The sequence below is a fragment of the Streptomyces venezuelae genome (assembly GCF_008642295.1).
Taxonomy (GTDB): domain Bacteria; phylum Actinomycetota; class Actinomycetes; order Streptomycetales; family Streptomycetaceae; genus Streptomyces; species Streptomyces venezuelae_C.
On the sequence record NZ_CP029190.1, the window covers coordinates 3045064 to 3065765 of the forward strand.

General features: G+C 72.7%; 16 protein-coding genes and 1 pseudogene. 4 read left to right on the plus strand and 13 right to left on the minus strand.

What is annotated here, in order from left to right:
- Window positions 1–106 precede the first annotated feature (106 nt).
- Entirely contained in the window at window positions 107–604 is a 498-nt protein-coding gene (locus tag DEJ50_RS13210) for a MarR family winged helix-turn-helix transcriptional regulator (protein ID WP_150208121.1), read from the plus strand.
- Here the strand turns inward: DEJ50_RS13210 and DEJ50_RS13215 are convergent.
- The 13 genes from DEJ50_RS13215 to rsmI all read right to left on the minus strand — a co-directional run bounded on the left by DEJ50_RS13215 (window position 563) and on the right by rsmI (window position 16648).
- Window positions 563–1390: a response regulator transcription factor gene (locus DEJ50_RS13215; RefSeq protein WP_223837735.1), complete on the minus strand. Its 828-nt coding sequence runs from the start codon at window positions 1388–1390 to the stop codon at window positions 563–565. The two genes, DEJ50_RS13210 and DEJ50_RS13215, sit on opposite strands and share 42 nt — an antisense overlap.
- Window positions 1391–1855: 465 nt before the next feature.
- Window positions 1856–2824 (minus strand): UDP-glucose 4-epimerase GalE, encoded by a 969-nt coding sequence (gene galE / locus DEJ50_RS13220; RefSeq protein WP_150208125.1) that lies wholly within the window; start codon window positions 2822–2824, stop codon window positions 1856–1858.
- Window positions 2825–2972: 148 nt separating this feature from the next.
- Window positions 2973–3647, minus strand: coding sequence for a response regulator transcription factor (locus tag DEJ50_RS13225; protein ID WP_150208126.1), 675 nt, complete (start codon window positions 3645–3647; stop codon window positions 2973–2975).
- Between the two features lie 109 nt (window positions 3648–3756).
- Complete coding sequence (locus tag DEJ50_RS13230; protein WP_150208128.1) at window positions 3757–5607, minus strand: PQQ-binding-like beta-propeller repeat protein; 1851 nt, start codon at window positions 5605–5607, stop codon at window positions 3757–3759.
- A 23-nt stretch (window positions 5608–5630) separates the two neighbouring features.
- Window positions 5631–7277, minus strand: coding sequence for a PQQ-binding-like beta-propeller repeat protein (locus DEJ50_RS13235; protein WP_150208130.1), 1647 nt, complete (start codon window positions 7275–7277; stop codon window positions 5631–5633).
- A gap of 133 nt (window positions 7278–7410) precedes the next feature.
- Window positions 7411–9210 carry an ABC-F family ATP-binding cassette domain-containing protein gene (locus DEJ50_RS13240; protein WP_150208132.1) on the minus strand — a complete coding sequence of 600 codons (1800 nt, stop codon included), beginning with the start codon at window positions 9208–9210 and terminating at the stop codon, window positions 7411–7413.
- 27 nt (window positions 9211–9237) lie between these two features.
- Window positions 9238–10560, minus strand: a complete 1323-nt coding sequence (locus DEJ50_RS13245) for an acyltransferase family protein (protein WP_150208134.1) — start codon at window positions 10558–10560, stop codon at window positions 9238–9240.
- Between the two features lie 167 nt (window positions 10561–10727).
- Window positions 10728–11636, minus strand: a complete 909-nt coding sequence (locus DEJ50_RS13250; protein WP_150208135.1) for a 4-(cytidine 5'-diphospho)-2-C-methyl-D-erythritol kinase — start codon at window positions 11634–11636, stop codon at window positions 10728–10730.
- Window positions 11633–12556: a 16S rRNA (adenine(1518)-N(6)/adenine(1519)-N(6))-dimethyltransferase RsmA gene (rsmA, locus tag DEJ50_RS13255; protein ID WP_150208137.1), complete on the minus strand. Its 924-nt coding sequence runs from the start codon at window positions 12554–12556 to the stop codon at window positions 11633–11635. Before rsmA ends, DEJ50_RS13250 begins: the two co-directional genes overlap by 4 nt.
- Window positions 12553–14055, minus strand: a complete 1503-nt coding sequence (locus DEJ50_RS13260) for a resuscitation-promoting factor (protein WP_150208139.1) — start codon at window positions 14053–14055, stop codon at window positions 12553–12555. Before DEJ50_RS13260 ends, rsmA begins: the two co-directional genes overlap by 4 nt.
- 102 nt (window positions 14056–14157) lie before the next feature.
- The gene (locus DEJ50_RS13265) at window positions 14158–15030 is read right to left on the minus strand and encodes a TatD family hydrolase (RefSeq protein ID WP_150208141.1); all 873 of its coding nucleotides are present in this window, start codon (window positions 15028–15030) and stop codon (window positions 14158–14160) included.
- A gap of 10 nt (window positions 15031–15040) precedes the next feature.
- A complete protein-coding gene (locus DEJ50_RS13270; protein ID WP_411757600.1) occupies window positions 15041–15568 on the minus strand; it encodes a hypothetical protein in 528 nt (175 codons plus the stop codon).
- Window positions 15569–15739: 171 nt separating this feature from the next.
- Window positions 15740–16648 carry a 16S rRNA (cytidine(1402)-2'-O)-methyltransferase gene (gene rsmI, locus DEJ50_RS13275; protein ID WP_150208142.1) on the minus strand — a complete coding sequence of 303 codons (909 nt, stop codon included), beginning with the start codon at window positions 16646–16648 and terminating at the stop codon, window positions 15740–15742.
- 77 nt (window positions 16649–16725) lie between these two features.
- Between rsmI and DEJ50_RS13280 the strand changes: the two genes are divergently transcribed.
- The 3 genes and pseudogenes from DEJ50_RS13280 to DEJ50_RS13290 all read left to right on the plus strand — a co-directional run bounded on the left by DEJ50_RS13280 (window position 16726) and on the right by DEJ50_RS13290 (window position 20651).
- Window positions 16726–18411 carry a dolichyl-phosphate-mannose--protein mannosyltransferase gene (locus tag DEJ50_RS13280; protein WP_150208144.1) on the plus strand — a complete coding sequence of 562 codons (1686 nt, stop codon included), beginning with the start codon at window positions 16726–16728 and terminating at the stop codon, window positions 18409–18411.
- A gap of 46 nt (window positions 18412–18457) precedes the next feature.
- A complete protein-coding gene (locus DEJ50_RS13285; RefSeq protein ID WP_150208146.1) occupies window positions 18458–18970 on the plus strand; it encodes a GNAT family N-acetyltransferase in 513 nt (170 codons plus the stop codon).
- A 40-nt stretch (window positions 18971–19010) separates the two neighbouring features.
- Window positions 19011–20651: pseudogene (locus DEJ50_RS13290) on the plus strand (penicillin-binding transpeptidase domain-containing protein).
- Window positions 20652–20702 lie beyond the last annotated feature (51 nt).

Consider the following 20702-nt stretch of genomic DNA (forward strand, 5'->3'; position numbering starts at 1 on the left):
CGGCGGGAAACGGAAGCTTCTCCGGCCCCCTCCATGCCCAGAGTGGCGCGAAATATATCTTGACGTCAAGAGACTTCATGTCGACAGACCCCTTACAATGATCGGCATGGAGGACGAGGTCGACCGACTGGTCGCGGCATGGCGGCGGGAGCGCCCTGACCTCGACGTGGAACCGCTCGAGGTGCTCAGCCGGGTCTCGCGGCTCGCGCGCCACCTCGACCGGGCGCGCCGGATCGCCTTCTCCGAGCACGGACTGGAGCCCTGGGAGTTCGACGTCCTGACCTCCCTGCGCCGGGCCGGAGCGCCCTACCAGCTCTCCCCCGGGCAGCTGCTGACCCAGACCCTGGTCACCTCCGGGACCATGACCAACCGGATCGACCGGCTCGCCAAGAAGGGCCTGGTCGAACGACTGCCCGACCCCAGCGACCGGCGGGGGGTACTGGTCCGCCTGACCCTCGAGGGGCGCGAGGCCGCCGACCAGGCCCTGGCCGGGCTGCTCGCCCAGGAGCGGGCGATCCTGGCCCAGCTCTCCCGGTCCCAGCGCGGGGATCTGGCGGCCCTGCTACGCCAGTTGACCGCTCCGTTCGACAACATCCCCGGCTAGTCCCGGTCCGAGGTCGGCCGGCCGTACGCCGGCCCGGCGGGCCAGTGCCACGGCCGCCAGCGTGGAGTGCACCCCGAGCTTGCCCAGCACGTTCTGCATATGGGTACGCACGGTGTGCGGGGACAGGAACAGCCGCGCGGCCACGTCCTTGCGGCCCAGTCCGGCCACCATGCAGCGCAGCACCTCGTGCTCGCGCGGGGTCAGCGACTCGACCAGCCGCTCGCTGTCGGTGCGGTGCTTGCGGGCCGCCGTCAGCTCCCGCAGCACCCCGGTGAGCAGCGCCGGCGGCAGATGCGTCTCCTCCCGGAGCACGCCCCGGATCACCGCAAGCAGCCGGGACAGCGAGCAGTCCTTGGCCACCCAGCCGGTGGCCCCGGCCTGCAGGGCCAGGGCGGCCCGGCGCGGTTCGTCCCGTTCGGCCAGGACGACCGTACGGACCGCAGGGTGCGCGGTGCGGACCCCGGCGACCAGGGCGATCCCGTCGCCCGTGGCGCCCGCGGCGGCGGCCGGGCCGGCCGCCGGGGCCGCGGGGCCCGGGGGCGGCCCCGACCCCGATTCGCGCTGGGCCGGCACGGCGACGGTCCCGGCGGCGGCGCCGAGGTCGGCGTCGACCAGCAGGACATCGAACCGGCGGCCCTCGGCCGCGCCCCGCTCGAGGCAGCGCAGCGCGGCGGGACCGCTGCCGGCCGCGGACACGTCCACGTCCGGCTCGGCCGCGAGCGCGGCGGCCAGCGACTCGGCAAAGATGCGGTGGTCGTCCACCACGAGGACTCGGATACGCACCACAGACACCCCCAAGGGTCGGGGAAACGGACAACGGCGGGTACGACGACCGGATCCGGTGATCCGCAGTCACACGGCCGCCGCCGCAACATCACTGCACTACCCCGGACCGGACGCCGTACCCGACGTGTCTCGACCCCTGAATCAACACCGGCCCCCACCGGTGTCACGCTTCAGCGTAGGGGCGGGTGGCGTGCGTGGTTGGCCGAATAGCAGAAGTTTTCCCCGCTGTTTTCCGGGCCGGTGGCTCCGAGCGCGTCTCCGGGTGGCCGAAAATGACCCATCTACGCGCCTCGGAAGCCTGTTTCCGGCCCGGCGGGTGCCACGGGCAGTTGCACGGGGGGCATTTCACGCAGCGTGTACGCGCTGGGCGCCCGCGCACATGACACGGCCCCGGCGCTCACGCTCTCGCGTGCGCCGGGGCCGTACGCCCTCAGTTCAGCCCTGCCCAGCCCTGCCCAGCCCTGCTCAGACCTGCTCGGCCTGACGGCGCCGGGTGAACTCCCAGGCGTCCGCGACGATGCCGGCGAGGTCCGGGCGCCGCGGGGTCCAGCCGAGCTTGTCGTGGGCGGTCCGGGCGGAGGCGACCAGTACGGCCGGGTCGCCGGCCCGGCGCGCGGAGACCACCTCGGGGATCTCGTGCCCGGTGACCTTGCGGACGGTCTCGATGACCTCGCGCACCGAGAAGCCGTTGCCGTTGCCCAGGTTGCAGATCAGGTGCGCACCCTCGGCGGCCCCGTCCAGGGCCAGCAGGTGGGCCTCGGCCAGGTCCGCGACGTGGATGTAGTCGCGGATGCAGGTGCCGTCCGGGGTCGGGTAGTCGTCGCCGAACACCGAGATCGCCTCGCGCTGCCCCAGGGCCACCTGGAGGACCAGCGGGATGAGGTGGCTCTCCGGGTCGTGCCGCTCGCCGTACTGGCCGTAGGCGCCCGCCACGTTGAAGTAGCGCAGCGAGACCGCGGCCAGGCCATGGGCCGCGCACTCGCCGGTGATCATGTGGTCCACGGCCAGCTTGGACGCGCCGTACGGGTTGGTCGGCGCGGTCGGCATGGTCTCGGTGATGGGGGTGGCCTCCGGCTCGCCGTAGGTGGCGGCGGTGGAGGAGAAGACCAGCTTGCGGACCCCGGCCTCGCGCATCGCGGCCAGCAGCGCCATGGTGCCGCCGACGTTGTTGTCCCAGTACTTGCCCGGGTTGACCACGGACTCGCCGACCTGCGAGAAGGCCGCGAAGTGCAGCACCGCCTCGTAGGAGGAGTCGAGGTGCCGGGCGGCGTCCTTGATGTCGGCCTCGATGAAGGCCGCACCGGCGGGGACCCCGGCCCGGAAGCCGGTGGAGAGGTTGTCGAGGACGGTGACCTCGTGGCCGGCTTCCAGAAGGTGGGCCGCGACCACGCTGCCCACGTAGCCGGCGCCGCCGGTGACCAGATACTTGCTCACTCGCGTAGCTCACTCTCGCAGTCGCACCACCGCGCACCCGCGCGGCCTGTTGTCTCTGGCTTACCCGATTCGGCGCCCACGAGGAAATCGGACCTTCCTGCGGACCGGACCGGACCGACCCGAAGCGGACCGGATCGCCGGAGTGAGCCTAGCGAGGGGGCAGCTCGGCGCGGTCGAGGAGGCCGGTGCGGGCGGCCAGGGCGGCGGCTTCCAGCCGGGAGCCCACGCCCAGCTTCATCAGCACCCGCTGCACATGGGTGCGTGCGGTGCTCGGGGCGATGGCCATGCCGGCCGCGATCAGCCGGGTGTCCTCGCCCTCGGCGACCCGCACCAGCACCTCCACCTCGCGCGGGGTGAGCAGGCGCAGCAGCCGGCCGGCCTCGTCGTCGGGCTGGGCGGCGGGGTTCAGCAGTTCGGCGAAGGCCCCCTGGAGCAGCTGCGGGGCCACCGCGACCTCCCCGGCCCGGGCCTTGGCCAGGGCCCGCTCCACACCCTCGATGCGCTCGTCCTGCCGTACGTACCCGGAGGCGCCGGCGGCGAAGGCGGCGGCGATGCCGCGCGGGCTGGGCACCGGGCCCAGGACCACCACGGCGATCTGCGGGCGCTCCCGCTTGATCCGCACCACCGGCTCGAACACCCCCGGCTCGGCGGGGGCCGCGGTGCCCAGCAGGCAGACCTCGGGGGCCCGGCTGATCACCAGCTCGGCCGCGCCCGCGGCCGGCGCCGCGGCTGCCAGCACGCGGTGCCCGCGCAGCTTCAGCGCGGAGGCGAGCGCCTCGGCCAGCAGCCGGTGCTCGTCGACCACCATCACCCGTACGCCCATGTCCCGGCAAGCTACACGCTTGTTCGAGGATGCGCCGGGGTTACTGCGCAGAAGCCCCCGGAAGGGCGGACCTTCCGGGGGCTTCGGCCTGAACCGATCGGCTGCCGGGTCAGTGCGTGGTGAACGAGACGAAGAGGTACTGCTTCTCGATCGAACTCGAGTTGCTGATGATGTCGTCGGCGATGAACAGCCGGCCGTTGTTGTAGCGGAACTCCGACCCCGGGAGGAACTGGGTCTCCGCCCTCCGGGTGTCCTTGTCGTCCGGGTTGACCATCAGCACGGTCTGCTTCATCGTCGCGCCGTCGATGGAGACGATCTGGCCGCCCTTGTCGTAGGGCGGGCGCTTGTACGCGATGATGTTCGACCCGTCCATGCGCAGCGGCCACATCGTGTACCGCTCGCCGGCGTCGGCCCGGTCGTTGGTCTGCTTGCCGGTGTTCAGGTCGAAGGAGAGGATCTCGTTCGTCCGCGGCCCGCCGGCGTTGCCCGTGCCCTGGTGCTCGATGGACGGCAGGTAGACCTTGCCGTTGCCGACCACGATCTTGGAGCACTCCTGCACGTCGGTGCTGTTGCACTTGGGGTCGTAGTTGCCCGAGGTGAGCGAGATGGTGGTCTTGAGGTTGCCGCTCTCGTCGACCACGAAGATGTCGCTGACGCCGGTGGCGTTCGGGGCGCTGCGGTTGACGTTCGAGACGACGACCAGCGGCTTGGTGGAGATGATCTGGCCCCACTCGATGCCCGGGGACATCTTGTACGAGTACTTCGGTGCGCCGGTGGTGGGGTCCAGGACCTGGGCGTGCAGGGTCTGGTTGCCGATCCGGCCGCACTTGCGGAGCACGGCGAGGCCGTTCGCGTCACCCGAGTAGCCCATGTCGAAGCAGCCCTGGCCGTCGACCTTGGGCTCCCACAGGACCTTGCCGTCGGCGAGGTTCCAGGCGGCGCCGCCGTTGGTGCCGCCCGCCGCGACGGTCTGGCCGCTGACGGTGACCTCGTCGAAGGAGACCTTGTCGTCACCGCCGGTGGTGGACTTGGCGTCGCCGGACCAGAGCAGCTTCCCGGCGTTGAGGTCGAGGACGCCGACCTTGCTGCACTTGGGGAACTTCTTGTCGGCGGTCGGCAGGAAGTCCTGGAAGAGGATGGCCGCCTTGTTGTCGGAGGACTGCGGGCTGGCGGCGCAGATGTGCGCCGGCAGCGGGATCGTCCACTTCTGGCTGCCGTTGTCCAGGTTGTAGCCGACGACCTTGGCGATGTCCGACTTGGCGTACACCGAGTCGGTGAGCCAGGAGCCGTGGGTGCCGATGGTGTTGTAGCCGCCGTCGGGGTCTGCGGGCACCTTGGGCTGCTCGACGTTGATCAGGGTCTTGGACTGGGTCTTGCCCGTCGCCTTCTCGGAGCCGCCGGAACCGCCGGAGCCGCCCGGCTTGTCCTCGCCTCCGGGGCTCTGCGAGCCCTGGGCCACGGGCTTGGTCCCGCCCTCGTCGCCGTCGGTGCCGGAGGCCAGCCAGACGCCGCCGGCCACGATCACGGCGATCGCGACGACCGCCGCGCCGATGATCATCAGCTGGTTGCGCTTGGCGTTGCCGCCTGTGCCCTGGCCTCCGCCGACCGGGGCCATGGGGGCGGGCGGCGGGGTGTGCGCGCCCTGCGGGAACCCGTAGCCGGGCGCCGGCGGCGGGGTCTGCGGATAGCCGTACGACTGCTGCGGGTAACCGTAGCTCGGCTGCCCGGGCTGCCCGGGCTGTGCAGGGGCGCCGAAGCCGGGCTGGGCGGCCGGCGGCTGCGGCGGGGCCACGGGCTGCTGCGGCGGGACCGCGGGCTGCTGCGGAGGCGTCGGCGGGAGCGGCGGAGGCGCACCGAAGCCACCGGGCGCGGGCTCCTGCGGCGCGCCGAACCCGCCCGCGGGCGGCTGGTTCGGCGGCTGCGGGGGCTGGTTCGGCGGGGGTGGGGGCGGGGTGCTCATGGGGTTCTACTGCCTCTCGTCGTTCACTTGCCGAAGACCATCAGGAATTTCTCCGGACCCTGGCTCCTGCCGGACAGGCGCGTCGCGGAGAGGAAGAGCCGGCCGCCGGCGTAGTCGATCTGCGGGTTGAAGAACCCGTTCTCGACCGGGGCGGCCACGCCCGAGGGATTGCGCAGCAGGGTGGTCGGCTTGCCCCCGCCGGCCGGGAAGGACAGCACTTCGCCGCCCTTGTCGTAGTCGGGCTCGAGGTAGGCGATCAGGTTGCCGCCCTCGGCCTTCAGCGGGACCGCGGAGCGGCCCTGGCCGGCCGGGTGCCGCCATTTGATCTTGCCGGTGCCCAGGTCGAAGGCGACGATCTCGTTGGAGTCGCCCTCGGTGGGCAGGTAGACGGTGTTGGCGGGGCCGTCCACCACCACACCGGTGCAGGCCTGCGGCCCGGAGAAGATGGAGATCCCGCAGCGGGCCGAGAACTTGCCCTCGCCGGTGAGCTGGCTGCGCAGTTTGCCGTCGGGGCCGAAGACCGCGATGACGCGTTCCTTGGTCGCCTTCTTGGTCGCGTCCACGACCAGCGGGTCGGTGGAGTACACCCGGCTGACGTTCCAGCCCTCGGCCCACTTGTAGTTCCAGAGGGCCTTTCCGGTGGCCGGGTCGAGGCCCTGCAGCTCCTCGGCGTTGTTGCCGCAGCCGGCGATCGCGACCAGCTTGGCGCCGCCGGCCAGGGAGTCGGGCTTGCAGCCCTGGTCGGGGGGACCGAACAGCTTGTCGCCGGTGCTCATTTTGAAGGCGCTGGCCTTGCCGAGCCGGCTGACGCCGAGGGTGTCCCCGGTGATGGACAGGCTGGGCGAGCTCATGATGTCGAAGGCGCCCTCCTTGGGCACCTCCTTCGTCCAGCCCTCCTTGCCGGCCTTCAGGTCGACCTGCTTCATCTGGTCGCAGTCGGCGCTGCTGGACTCGCCGTTCTTGAACATGAGGACGGTCTTGCCGTCGGCCGTGGCCTGGCCGGTGGCGGCGCAGATCTCGGCGGGGAAGGAGACGGTCCAGCGCTGCTTTCCGTCGGCCGCGCCATAGGCGGTGACGGATTTGTAGACGGCCTTGACCACGGTGTCGCCCACCACCCACTGGGCGGGGCCCTCGGCGCCGCTGCCGGGCAGCTCGATCTCGTTCGTCTTCAGCCAGAGGACCTTGTCCTCGCCGGGCTTGCGGCCGGCGTTGAGGTCCTCGTTCTCGGCGCGGCCGGTGCCGTTGCCGTCGCCGTCGTCCACCGAGGCGTCCGGGGACGGGGCGCCGGGCTTGGCGTCGCCGCTCGCGCTCGACGACGGCTGGGCGACGGGCTCCTTCTTGCCCTCGCCGTCGGCGAAGAGGAAGAACCCGCCGGTACCGAGGGCGAGTACGCCGGCCACTGCGGCGGCGATCAGGATGGTCGTCTTCCGCTTGGCCGGGTGACCGGCGCCGGGCGGCGGGCCGGGCGGCATCGGCGGCGGGTACCCGTACCCCACGGGCTGCTGCGCGTACTGCGGCGGCTGCGGGGGCTGTTGCGGCTGCGGGGGCTGCTGCGGCTGCTGCGGTTGCCCCGCGTACGGGTTGGGGCCCGGCTGCGGGTGCCCGTACCCCTGTTGCGGCGGACCGGGCAGGTGCCCGTAACCCTCGGGAACCGGGGGCGGGTTCGTCATCAGCGCATACCTTCGGCGTCAGGAGTCGTGGGGGGATGACCTTTGTACCACCCGGCCCCGACAGCGGACGGGCCGGTCGCACCCCTGTTCCCAAGGGAGGACCGGCCCGTGACGCCGCCGTTATGTCGCCGGCTCAGGCCTCCTCGGCCAGCTCCAGCCAGCGCATCTCCAACTCGTCGCGGTCGGAAAGCAGTTCCCGGAGCTCGGCGTCGAGCTTGGCCACCTTGTCGTAGTCGGTGGCGTTCTCCGCGATCCGGGCGTGCAGCTGGGACTCCCGGTCGGACAGTTTGTTCAGCTGCCGCTCGATCTTCTGGAGTTCCTTCTTCGCGGCGCGCGAGTCGCCCGAGGCACTGGACTTCGGCGCGGCGGCCGGTGCGGGCGCCGGGGCGGCGGCCTCGACCATCCGCTGCCGCCGTTCCAGGTACTCGTCCAGGCCGCGCGGCAGCATGCGCAGGGTGGCGTCACCCAGCAGCGCCATCACCGTGTCGGTGGTCCGCTCGATGAAGAACCGGTCGTGGGAGATGACGATCATCGAGCCGGGCCAGCCGTCGAGGAGGTCCTCCAGCTGGGTGAGGGTCTCGATGTCGAGGTCGTTGGTGGGCTCGTCGAGGAAGAGCACATTGGGCTCGTCCATCAGCAGCCGCAGGATCTGGAGCCGGCGCCGCTCGCCGCCGGACAGGTCGCCGACCGGCGTCCACTGCTTCTCTTTCGTGAAGCCGAACTGCTCACACAGTTGACCCGCCGTCATCTCGCGGCCCTTGCCGAGGTCCACCCGGTCGCGGACCCGCTGCACGGCTTCCAGCACCCGCAGGGACGGGTCGAGCTCGCCGACCTCCTGGGAAAGATAGGCAAGTCTGACGGTCTTGCCGACGGTGACGCTGCCGGCCGCGGGCTGGGTCTCCCCCTGGGTGCGGGCGGCCTCGGCGAGGGCGCGCAGCAGCGAGGTCTTGCCGGCGCCGTTGACGCCGACCAGGCCGATCCGGTCGCCGGGCCCGAGGTGCCAGGTGAGGTGCTTGAGCAGGGTCTTGGGTCCGGCGGTGACGGTGACGTTCTCCAGGTCGAACACCGTCTTCCCGAGCCGGGCGTTGGCGAACTTCATCAGCTCGGAGGTGTCGCGGGGCGGCGGCACATCGGCGATGAGCTCGTTGGCCGCCTCGATGCGGAAGCGGGGCTTGGAGGTGCGGGCGGGGGCGCCGCGGCGCAGCCAGGCGAGCTCCTTGCGCATCAGGTTCTGCCGCTTGGCCTCTTCGGTGGCGGCGATCCGCTCGCGTTCGGCGCGGGCGAACACGTAGTCGCTGTAGCCGCCTTCGTACTCGTGCACCTCGCCGCGCTGGACGTCCCACATGCGGGTGCAGACCTGGTCCAGGAACCAGCGGTCGTGCGTGACGCAGACGAGTGCGGAGCGGCGCTCCTGGAGGTGGCGGGCCAGCCAGGAGATGCCCTCGACGTCGAGGTGGTTGGTGGGCTCGTCGAGGACGAGCAGGTCCGGCTCGGCGATGAGCAGCTTGGCGAGCGCGATGCGGCGGCGTTCGCCGCCGGAGAGCGGCCCGATGACGGTGTCGAGCCCCTGCCCGAAACCAGGCAGGTCGAGGCCGCCGAACAGGCCGGTCAGCACATCCCGGATGCGGGCGTTGCCGGCCCACTCGTGGTCGGCCATATCGCCGATGATCTCGTGCCGGATGGTGGCGGCGGGGTCGAGCGAGTCATGCTGGGTGAGGATTCCGATCCGGGCTCCACCGGTGTGGGTGACCCGGCCGGTGTCGGGCTCCTCCAGCTTGGCGAGCATCCGGATGAGGGTGGTCTTGCCGTCGCCGTTGCGGCCGACGACACCGATCCGGTCCCCCTCGGACACGCCGAGGGAGATGCCGTCGAGCAGGGTACGGGTGCCGTACACCTTGCTGACTGCCTCGACATTGACCAGATTGACGGCCATCAGACGCGCTCCAGGGAAAGGGATGGATCAGCCCCTCAGCCTAACCTTCCCGCCGGGTCCGCAGCGCTCCACGAGCAGCCAGCCGCCGAGCACCATCCCGACGGCGAGGGGGGCGCTGACCGGGACCGCGACGAGTACGGCGGTCCGGCCCTCCAGCAGCCCGCCGAGCCCGGTCATGGACAGCCCGAGGACCCCGAACAGGCAGAGGCCGATGCCGAGGGCGGAGAGCGGGCCGGAGCCGGGGGCGGGGCGGCTGCCGGCCGGCGCCTCGAACCGGCGGAACAGGGCGACGAGGGCGGCGGTGCCGAGCGCGGCCAGCACGAGCCGTACGGGGACCTGGGCCCACCAGGCGGCGGTGGCGGGCTCCGGCAGGGCGAGGCCGAGGGCGAGCTGTGCGGCGTACACGGCGAGCATGGCGGTGAGGTGCCAGAGGAAGGCGGTCATGGCGATGCCGTTGGCGGCGACGACGGTACGCCACACCCGGGGGCGGGCCAGCAGGGCGGCGGCGGGCCGCCGGAGCAGCTCGACGGCGCCGGTCAGCCACAGGCCGTGGCAGAGCAGGGCGAAGGTGGGCGGTGCCATGTTGGACACCTTCTCCCCGGGCATCCCGACCATGGAGAGCGGGTACGGCCCGAGAGTCACCAGCAGCACGGCCCCGGCGAGCCCGGCGGCGGCGAGGGCGGCGGGCCGGGTGATCCTTCCGTCGGCCCGCAGGAAGCCGAGCTGGTGCACGGCGAGCCAGACGAAGGCGAAGTTGAGGAATTCCACGTACGGCGCCCCGGCGGCGAACCGCAGCAGGTCCACGGCCCCGGCGGCGGCGACCAGCCCGCCGAAGGCCCCCCACCCGTAGCGCTCGTGCAGCTTCAGCAGCGGCGGGGTGAAGGCGACCATGGCGAGGTAGATCCCGATGAACCACAGCGGCTGCGTGATCACCCGCAGCGCGGCCCCGGTGAGCCCGCTGCCGCCCCCGGCGAGCTGGATGCCGAGCGCGAGCACGGCCCAGACGAGGACGAACACCAGGGTGGGCCGCAGCAGCCGCTGCAGCCGGGCCCGCAGGAACACGGCGTAGACGGGGGTGCCGGGCTGCCGCCGGACCAGCGACCGGTAGGACAGCGCGTGCGAGAACCCGCCGACGAAGAAGAACACCGGCATGATCTGCAGCCCCCAGGTGAGCACCTGGAGTCCGGGCACCACGGCGAGCAGGTTCCCCATCTGCCCGTCGGCGCTGACGGCGGCCATCAGCCAGTGCCCGAGCACCACGGTCCCGAGCGAGGCGACCCGCAGCAGATCGATGTACCGGTCCCGCCCGGCGGGTGTGGCGGCGGCGAGTTCGGCGGTGGTGTGTCCCATGCGGACACGTTCGCGCGCCGCTCCTGGCCGCCGACACCGTGCCGGTACTCATATCCGATCTGAGTACCGGCTTCAGCCGAGCCGTACGGCCCGGCTGCCCAGGCGCCGCTCACACGGCGGCCTCGCGGCCCTCAGCCTGGCCTCGGCGGGCCCGGCCGGGCCGGGGTTCACGGGAGCAGGACGGTCGCGCCCGGGGCCGGGGAGGTGGCGGTGCGGGTGGTGCGGCAGGTGGCGGAGGCTTCCAGGGCGGCGGCCACCTTGAGGGCGGCTTCCGGGTCGCGGACCAGGAAGGCCGTGGTGGGGCCGGAGCCGGAGACCAGGGCGGCCAGGGCGCCCGCGCCGAGGCCGGCGTCCAGGGTGGCGGCCAGCTGCGGGCGCAGCGAGAGGGCGGCCGGCTGGAGGTCGTTGGCCAGGTTCGCGGCCAGGGCGTCCGGGTCGCCGGAGCGCAGGGCCGCGAGGAGGGCGGGCGAGGCGGCCGGCTCGGGGACGGCGGTGCCGGCGGTGAGGCGGTCGAACTCGCGGAACACCGCGGGGGTGGACAGGCCGCCGTCGGCGACGGCGAACACCCAGTGGAAGGTGCCCGCTTCGAGCGGGGTGAGGTGCTCGCCGCGGCCGGTGCCGAGGGCGGCGGCCCCGACCAGGCTGAACGGGACGTCGCTGCCGAGTTCGGCGCAGATGTCGAGGAGATCGGCGCGCGGGGTGTCCAGGCCCCACAGGGTGTCGCAGGCGAGCAGGGCGCCGGCGCCGTCCGCGCTGCCGCCCGCCATGCCTCCGGCCACCGGGATGTTCTTGGCGATGTGCAGGTGGACGGCGGGTTCGAGGCCGTGCCGGGCGGCGAGCAGCTCGGCGGCGCGGGCCGCCAGGTTGGTGCGGTCCAGCGGGACCTGGCCGGCGTCCGGCCCCTCGCAGGTGATGCGCAGGGAGTCGGCCGGGGTGGCGGTGACCTCGTCGTAGAGGGAGACGGCGAGGAAGACGTTGGCCAGGTCGTGGAAGCCGTCGGGGCGGGCGGCGCCCACCGCCAGCTGGACGTTGACCTTCGCGGGGACGCGTACGGTGACGCGGCGGTCGGGGCTCACAGGGCGGGCCTCTCGGCAGCGGGCTTGTGCTCGGCGATCGCCGCGAACTCCTCGACCGTGAGGGCCTCGCCGCGGGCCTGCGGGGAGATCCCGGCGCCGACCAGGGCCGCTTCGGCGGCGGCCGGGGAGCCCGCCCAGCCGGCCAGGGCGGCCCGCAGGGTCTTGCGGCGCTGGGCGAAGGCGGCGTCGACCACGGCGAAGACCTCGGCCTTGGTGGCGGTGGTCTTGACCGGCTCGGTGCGGCGGACCAGGGATACCAGCCCGGAGTCGACGTTGGGGGCCGGCCAGAACACGTTGCGGCCGATCGCACCGGCCCGCTTGACCTCCGCGTACCAGTTGGCCTTGACCGAGGGCACGCCGTACACCTTGTTGCCGGGCCCGGCGGCGAGCCGGTCGGCGACCTCGGCCTGGACCATGACGAGGGTGCGCTCGATGGTCGGGAACCGGTCCAGCATGTGCAGCAGGACCGGCACCGCCACGTTGTACGGGAGGTTGGCGACCAGTGCGGTGGGGGCCGGGCCGGGCAGCTCCTGCACGAGCATGGCGTCGGAGTGGACCAGCGCGAAGCTGTCCTTGCGCTGCGGCAGCCGGGCCTCGATGGTGGCGGGCAGTGCGGCGGCCAGGATGTCGTCGATCTCGACGGCGGTGACGTGCGCGGCGGCCTCCAGCAGCGCGAGCGTCAGGGAGCCGAGGCCCGGTCCGACCTCGACGACCACGTCCTCGGGGCGGACCCCGGCGGTGCGCACGATCCGGCGCACGGTGTTGGCGTCGATGACGAAGTTCTGGCCCTTCTGCTTCGTCGGGCGCACGCCGAGCACCGCGGCGAGTTCGCGGATGTCGGCGGGCCCGAGGAGGGCGTCGGCAGCCGTGTCGGGGGCTTCGTTGGCTTCGGGCGTCGCGGGGGGCTCAGTGGTGCTCACCGGTAAAGCCTACGGCCGCAGTGCGGCCACGGACTCGCCCCCCGCTGCACGTAGAGCTTCTTGGCCCGGAACGTCTGCTCGGCGGCGCTCGCGTCCTGGGGCCGGCCGCTGCCGCCGAGGCCCTGCCAGGTGCGTACGTCGAACTGGTAGAGGCCGCCGTAGGTGCCGGACGGGTCGGTGGCGGCGGGCCGGCCGCCGGACTCGCAGTGGGCGAGGGCGCCCCAGTTGAGGCCGTCGGCTCCGTCGACGGAGCTGGGCAGCGGCCTGGTGCCGACCTTGATCAGGGCGTCGACGGGTTCCCGGACCGTCTCCTCGGCGATCCGGCGGGGCTTCTGCCGGACTCCGTTGACGGTCCGCAGGGCGAAGGTGACCCGGCGGGCACCGGGCCGGCCGGCCCGTTCGACGACCTCGGTGCCGGCGAACAGGCCCGGGTCCCTGACCTTCTTCGTCTCGTAGGGGATCTGCTCCTCGCGGACCTCCCGGCTGCCGGTGATCCGCAGCACGGTGACGGTCTGGCCGTCGCGCGGGAAGGAGTCGGGGGGCACCGAGGTGGTGTCCTGCCCGTTGAGGCCGATCCCGGCCTGGTCGAGGGCTTCCCGGACGGTGGCCGCATTGGTGCGGATGGTGCGTTCGCGGCCGTCGGCCATGAAGGTCACGCTGCGCTCGGTGCGGACGTTCAGGGCGAGTCCGCTGCGCGGCACGGGGGCGGTGCGGGGGGCGGAGAGGTGGGCCCCTTCGACGCGCACGCCGAGCTGGCGGAGGGCGGTTTCGACGGTGTCGGCGGTGGTCCACAGCTCGCGGTGCTCGCCGTCGAGGGTGAGGCGGAGCGGGCGGCCGTAGCGGACGACGATCTCGTCGCCGTCGTCGAGGTCGGCGGTGCGGGCCGGGGCCACCAGGTCGTGGACGCCGACGCCGACGCCTTCCCGCCGGAGCAGTTCACCGACGTCGTCGGCGAAGGTGTGGAGGGTGCGGGGGACCCCGTCCACGGTGAGGTGGACGGATTTGTCGGCGGCGACGAAGGCGGAGGTGCCGCCGGCGAGGAAGGCGACGACCAGGGCCTGCGGGACGATCCGCCGCCAGCCGTCGGTGCCGCCGCCGGCCCCGCCCCGTCGGGCCCGGGCGGCGGCCCGGCCGCCGGGGGCCGGGGCGGGGGCGGGGACCGGGGCGGCGGAGCCGGCGGCGGGGGGTTTGCGGCGGCGGCCGGCGCGCGGACCGGGGAGGCCGTTCGGCACCGGGTCCGGCAGGGTGTCCGGCAGGACGGCGGAGGGCAGGGTGTCGGGCAGCGCTTCCGGGCCGCCGTAGGGGCCGCCGTACGGATCGGCGTACCCCTCGGTGTACCGGTCGGCGTACGGACCGGGATACGGGTCGCGGTCGGGATACGGGTCGGCATACGGATCGGGGTAGCCCGCGGCGGGCGCGCCGGGGTACGGCTGTGCGTACGGGTCCGGATCGCGGTACGGATCGGCGTACGTGTCCGTGTACGGCTGGGTATCGCTCACGACGCTCGCTCCACTGGTCCGGCCGGCCCTGGTTCGGGCACGGGACACTAGCGGAGCGATGGTCACACAGGAAAACCGGGTGGCTACCCAGCGTGTCGGATGTCAGTAGGCGAAAGCCCGCGCCGTGTTGGCCGCCAGGGCCGTGGCCATCGCGTCCTCGTCGATGCCGCGGACCGCGGCCATGGCCCGGACCGTGAGCGGAATCAGGTACGGCGCGTTGGGCCGTCCGCGGTACGGCGCCGGGGTCAGGTACGGCGCATCCGTCTCGACCAGGACCCGCTCCAGCGGGGTCACGGCGAGCGCGTCCCGCAGCGGCTGGGCGTTCTTGAAGGTGACGGTCCCGGCGAAGGACAGGTAGTAGCCGGCGGCGGCGCATTCGCGCGCCATGCCGGCGTCCCCGGAGTAGCAGTGGAAGACGGTGCGCTCCGGTGCGCCCTCCTCGCGGAGGATGCGCAGCACGTCGGCGTGGGCCTCCCGGTCGTGGATCACAAGTGCCTTGCTCTGCCGCTTGGCGATCTCGATGTGCGCCCGGAAGGAGGCTTCCTGTGCGGCCATGCCCTCCGGTCCGGTGCGGAAGTAGTCCAGGCCCGTCTCGCCGACCGCCTTGACCTGCGGCAGCGCGGCCAGCAACTCGATCTCGGCGAGGGCGTCGTCCAGCGCGGCCTGCCCGCCGCCGGCCCGGGCCCCCTGCCGCGACCAACCGTCCGGATCCCCGTGCACGATCCGCGGGGCTTCGTTCGGGTGAAGGGCGACCGCCGCGTGGACGTTCTCGTACGCGGCGGCGGTCTCGGCCGCCCACCGGGAGCCCTTCAGGTCGCAGCCGACCTGGACCACGGTGGTCACGCCGACCGAGGCGGCCTTGCGCAGGCCCTCCTCCACCGAGTCGCGCTGCATGTCCAGGTGGGTGTGGGAATCGGCCACCGCCACCCGGAGCGGTTCGGGCAGCGGCGGCATCTCGTCAGTGCTGGGGCTCATACGGCCGATCTTATGACCGGCTCAGCCGTGCCTTGAGGCGGGCGAACCAGCCGGTCCGCTCGTCCGGGTCGATGGCCACCGGTCCCGGCGCATCGTGGGTCCGGGCCGCCGCCTTGCGCTGCTTCGGCGGGCGCGGCACATCGGCCCCGGCCGGCACCGGGCCGGCGATCCCGGGGGCGATCCGGTGGTGGTAGAGCTGGTCGATCATGCCGAGTACGGCGGAGACCTGCCCCTCCCGCATGATCCGGACCACGTGCCCGCCGCAGTTGTGGCAGGTGGGGTTGGAGAGGGGTGACGGCACCCGTTCCCCCTCGACCCGGTGGATGATGAACGGCTGGCCCTTGCCGTCGGTGTGGTGCTCTATGTCGTAGGACTGCTCCCAGCCGTATCCGCACCGCATACAGGCGAAGGAATAGGCCTCGCGGACCGTCCCCACGGGGGCGGAGAACAGGGGCCCGGAAGCCGCCGGGGTGGGGGCCGCCGGAGCCGCCGTGGGTGCCGTGGCGGCCGTGACAGGGGGGTGGGCGATCTCGCTCATGCCAGCTCCTCTTGTTCCGCTGGTGTCCTCACCAGTGGACGCCTCTCCGGCGGGGAGCGCATCAGGCCCTGTCGACTGTTGGACGGTCTTTGGGCGATTCATTCCCCAAAGCGCCCGGTGGGGGGTCTGAGCTTGTCCGGGCTTTGCCTTTCAGGTTAGCCCTTTACCGACTTACGGCACCTTTTGTGCCGCGTTCTTTGCCGCCACCACCGCATCGAAGACCTCCCGCTTGGGAAGGCCGGCCTCGGCGGCGACCGCCGCGATGGCCTCCTTGCGCCGCTCCCCCGCCTCCTCGCGCACCTGCACCCGGCGTACCAGTTCCGCGGCGTCCACCTCGCCCGGCGCCGCCTCCGGGGCGCCCTCGACCACGACGGTGATCTCACCGCGCACCCCGTCGGCGGCCCATTCGGCCAGCTCGCCGAGGCCGCCGCGCCTGACCTCCTCGTAGGTCTTGGTCAGCTCGCGGCAGACGGCCGCCCGGCGGTCCGCGCCGAACACCTCGGCCATGGCCGCCAGGGTGTCGTCCAGCCGGTGCGGGGCCTCGAAGTAGACGAGCGTGCGCCGCTCGCCCTCGACCTCCCGGAGCCGGCCCAGGCGCTCGCCGGCCTTGCGGGGCAGGAAGCCCTCGAAGCAGAACCGGTCCACCGGGAGGCCGGACAGCGCCAGCGCCGTCAGCACGGCGGACGGGCCGGGCACCGCCGTCACCCTGATGTCCTTCGCGACGGCGGCGGCGACCAGCCGGTAGCCGGGGTCGGAGACCGAGGGCATGCCCGCGTCGGTCACCAGCAGCACCCGGGCCCCGGCTTCCAGCGCTTCGACGAGTTCGGGGGTGCGGGCCGACTCGTTGCCCTCGAAGTACGAGACCACCCGGCCGGTGGTGTGCACGCCCAGGCCCTGGGTGAGCCGGCGCAGCCGCCGGGTGTCCTCGGCCGCGATCACATCGGCTCCGGCGAGCTCGGTGGCGAGCCGGGGCGGCGCGTCCGCGAGGTCGCCGATGGGCGTTCCGGCGAGGACGAGGACGCCGGGGCCACCGGACTGGCCGCCGGGGTGGGTGGGCTGGCTGGGCTGCGTAACGGTCACCCGCCCATCCTCTCAGCCCGCACCCCGGGGCCACCCGGTGCTGGGGTTCGCACAGGACCGTTCCCTACGATGCTCCGGTGACCAGTACCGCGACGCTCACCGAGCCCCACGCGCCCAACCCGCCCCACCGGGACGACGTACGCGCGCGCCTGGTGCCGCCGTACGCCAGACCGTCCGCCCAGCTGTGGCTGGCGCTGAAGGTTCCGCAGGAGGCGGCCGGCACCGTCAACCGGGTGCTGGCCTGGGCGGGTCCGCTGCTGGTGGCGCTGGTCGCCGGCCTGCTGCGGTTCTGGCACCTGGGCAGCCCCAAGACGGTGATATTCGACGAGACGTACTACGCGAAGGACGCGTGGGCGACGATCCGGCAGGGCTACGAGGCGAGCTGGCCCAAGGACATCGACAAGTCGATCATCGCCAATCCGGACGGGGTGCCGCTGCCGCTGGAGCCGGGGTACGTGGTCCATCCGCCGGTCGGCAAGTGGGTGATCGGCCTCGGCGAGTGGATGTTCGGGTTCGACCCGTTCGGCTGGCGGTTCATGACCGCCGTGCTCGGCACCCTGTCCGTGCTGATGCTGTGCCGGATCGGGCGGCGGCTGTTCCGCTCCACCTTCCTGGGCTGCCTGGCGGGCCTGCTGCTGGCGGTCGACGGCCTGCACCTGGTGATGAGCCGCACCGCGCTGCTCGACCTGGTGCTGATGTTCTTTGTCCTGGGTGCCTTCGGAGCGCTGCTCATCGACCGGGACGCGGCACGGGCCCGGCTCGCCGCCGCCCTGCCGGTGGACGAGGAGGGCCGGACCCGGCCGGACGCGGCGATCGCGGAAACCCTCCGTCTGGGGTACTTCCTGGGCTGGCGGCCGTGGCGGCTGGTCGCGGGCGTCTGCCTCGGCCTGGCCTTCGGCACCAAGTGGAACGGCCTCGTCGTCCTCGCCTTCTTCGGCATCCTCACGGTGCTGTGGGACGCCTCGGCCCGCCGGGTCGCGGGCGCGGGCACCCCGTACGCGGCGATGCTGCGCCGTGACGCCCTCCCGGCGTTCCTGTCCACCGTGCCGGTCGCCCTCGGCGTGTACGTGGCCTCCTGGGCGGGCTGGATCCTCAGCCCGGACAACGGCAAGGGCGGCTACTTCCGCGACTGGTCGGCCAAGCAGGGCGGGGTGTCCTGGCTGCCGGACTGGCTGACCAGCCTGTGGCACTACGAGGTGGAGGTCTACAACTTCCACGTCGGCCTGACCGACGGCCACACGTACGAATCGAACCCGTGGAGCTGGCTGGTCCTGGGCCGGCCGGTGTCCTACTTCTACGAGTCCCCCGACCCCGGCACGGCCGGCTGCCCGGCCACCGAGACGGCCAAGTGCGCCCGCGAGGTCCTGGCCCTGGGCACCCCGCTGCTGTGGTGGACGGCCTGCTTCGCGCTGCTCTACGTGCTGTGGCGGTGGGCCTTCCGCCGCGACTGGCGCGCGGGCGCGATCGCCTGCGCGGTGGCCGCCGGCTACCTGCCCTGGTTCAACTACCAGGAGCGGACCATCTTCTACTTCTACGCGGTGGTGTTCGTCCCGTACCTCTGCCTGGCGGTGGCGATGCTGGTGGGTGCCCTGCTGGGCCCGGCCGGATCCTCCGAACGGCGGCGCACGCTGGGCGCCATCGGGGCGGGCGTCCTGGTCCTGCTGATCATCTGGAACTTCGTGTACTTCTGGCCGATCTACACCGGCGAGACCCTGCCGATGGAGTCCTGGCGCAACCGCATGTGGCTGGACACCTGGGTCTAGCCCTACGATCTCGTCAAGATCACCAACTGCGGGGGGCGCGGACAACATGATCGAATATGGCTTCACGGACCGGGCGGGCCGGGCGATAGGCCTGGCCGGGGTGACGGACGAAAACTGGCGAGCCGTCGCCGACATCGCGCCCCGGGACGACCAACGCCGTTTCGTCGCCGCGCTGGCGGCCCGCTATCTGCTGCTCTCCTGGCGCGGCGGGGACTGGAACTCGCTGGCCGTGACGGCCGATGACGCGGTGGTCGGCCATGTGATGTGGGCGTACGACGACGGTGACGGCAGCCACTGGATCGGCGGCATGGTCGTCGACGCCTCCGAACAGGGCAAGGGCGTGGGCCGTGCCGCGGTCCGCGTCCTGGCGCGGTGGCTGTCGGAGCGCCCCGGTTTCCGGGAGGTACGCCTCTCCTACCATCCGGACAACACCTCGGCCGCGCACCTGTACGAGTCGATCGGCTTCACCCTCACCGGGGAGCGCGAGGACGACGAGGTCGTCGCCGCGCTGAGCACGCGGGCCACCGATAAGGCTGGACACCCAGGCCCAACTGATTGAACATGTTCAGACTGTTGTGACTCCTGGGGAGGGGACTGTCGTGAACGGGGCGGCCAAGGGGGCCATCGTCGGCGGGGTGTTCCTGGCGATGGTGGGCGGGGCCGGGTACGGGGTGTTCGCCCTGGTCTCGGACGATTCGGTGAACATCCAGCAGGCCGCAGACGGCAACCGCCCGGCAGCGGTGGGCAGCGGCCCGCCGAGCGCCAAGGAGGTCGAGCAGACCGCCAAGGCGTTCCTGGCGGCCTGGGCCGCCGGGGACGAGCGGGCGGCGGCCGACCTGACGAACAACGCGCAGGCGGCGCAGCCTGCGGTGGCCGGGTTCAAGGCCAAGGCGTACGTCTCCAAGGCGGTGATCACCCCGGGCAAGGCGGCCGGGGCCACGGTCCCGTTCACGGTCGCGGCCGAGGTCACCTACGAGGGCACCACCAAGCCGCTGGCGTACAGCTCCCAGCTCACCGTGGTGCGCGGGATGACCACCGGCAAGGCGCTGGTGGACTGGCAGCCCTCGGTGCTCCACCCGCAGCTGCAGAAGGACGAGTCGCTGCGCGCGGGCACCCCGGCGGCCCCGCCGGTCACGGCGGTGGACCGGAACGGCAAGGAGCTCAGCCCGGAGAAGTACCCCTCACTGCGGCCGGTGCTCGACCAGCTGCGCAAGACGTACGGGGACCAGGCCGGCGGCACCTCCGGTGCGGAGCTGTGAATCGAGCCGGCCGCCCAGGACGCACCGAAGCGGACCCTGCTGACCCTGGTCGAGGGCAAGCCGGGGACGATCCGGACCCGGCTGGACGCGGGGGTGCAGGCGGCGGCCGAGCAGGCGGTGAAGAAGTATCCGGAATCCTCGGTGGTGGCCATCAAGCCGAGCACGGGGGACATCCTGGCCGTCGCCAACAACCGCAAGGACGGGTTCAACGCGGCGATGCAGGGGATGCGGGCGCCCGGCTCCACGATGAAGATCGTGTCGGCGGCCATGCTGCTGGACCGGGGGCTGGTCGCGGCGGACAAGGTGGCCCCGTGCGAGCCGAGCGTGTCCTGGGACGGGAAGGTCTTCACGAACCTGAAGGGCTTCTCGCTGACCGGCCAGCCCTTCGCCACCAGCTTCGCCAAGTCCTGCAACACCGCCTTTATCGGGAAGATCGACGAGGTGGACGACAACGGGGCGCTGCCGCGCGAGGCACGCGAGGTCTTCGGCATCGGCCTGGACAACTGGAAGACCGGGGTCGCGTCCTGGGACGGCGTGGTCCCGGAGACCTCGGGTCCGGCGGCGGCGGCCGAGTACATCGGCCAGGGTGCGATCCAGATGAACCCGCTGAACATCGCGTCGATCACGGCGACGGCGAAGACGGGCGTGTTCCGGCAGCCGGTGATCGTGCCGGCCGATCTGGACAACCGGCCGATCGCGCAGGCGGAGCGCCGGATGAAGCCGGCGGTGCACCAGCAGCTGGTGCAGATGCTCCGGCGGACGGCGGCCCCCGGTGGCACCGCGGCCGAGGCGATGGCCTCGGTCGGCGGGGACAAGGGCGCGAAGACCGGCTCGGCGGAGGTCGGCGGCGAGGGCACCAGCCCGGACAGCTGGTTCACCGGCTACGCGGGGGACGTGGCGGCGGCGGCCATGGTCGAAGCCGGCGGCCACGGCGGCGAAGCGGCAGGCCCCTTGGTGGCCACCATCCTCCGCGCAGGCTAGCCGCCGCCCGGACCGGTGCTCGCGCCGGCCGGCCGTACCCCGCCCGGCGAG

Bases quoted from the DNA above. Each gene is read 5' to 3' on its own strand.
- DEJ50_RS13210 (WP_150208121.1), top strand. From the start codon at position 107: ATGGAGGACGAGGTCGACCGACTGGTCGCGGCATGGCGGCGGGAGCGC.
- DEJ50_RS13225 (WP_150208126.1), bottom strand. From the start codon at position 3,647: ATGGGCGTACGGGTGATGGTGGTCGACGAGCACCGGCTGCTGGCCGAG.
- DEJ50_RS13230 (WP_150208128.1), bottom strand. From the start codon at position 5,607: ATGAGCACCCCGCCCCCACCCCCGCCGAACCAGCCCCCGCAGCCGCCG.
- DEJ50_RS13235 (WP_150208130.1), bottom strand. From the start codon at position 7,277: ATGACGAACCCGCCCCCGGTTCCCGAGGGTTACGGGCACCTGCCCGGT.
- DEJ50_RS13240 (WP_150208132.1), bottom strand. From the start codon at position 9,210: ATGGCCGTCAATCTGGTCAATGTCGAGGCAGTCAGCAAGGTGTACGGC.
- DEJ50_RS13245 (WP_150208134.1), bottom strand. From the start codon at position 10,560: ATGGGACACACCACCGCCGAACTCGCCGCCGCCACACCCGCCGGGCGG.
- DEJ50_RS13265 (WP_150208141.1), bottom strand. From the start codon at position 15,030: ATGAGCCCCAGCACTGACGAGATGCCGCCGCTGCCCGAACCGCTCCGG.
- DEJ50_RS13270 (WP_411757600.1), bottom strand. From the start codon at position 15,568: ATGAGCGAGATCGCCCACCCCCCTGTCACGGCCGCCACGGCACCCACG.
- DEJ50_RS13285 (WP_150208146.1), top strand. From the start codon at position 18,458: ATGATCGAATATGGCTTCACGGACCGGGCGGGCCGGGCGATAGGCCTG.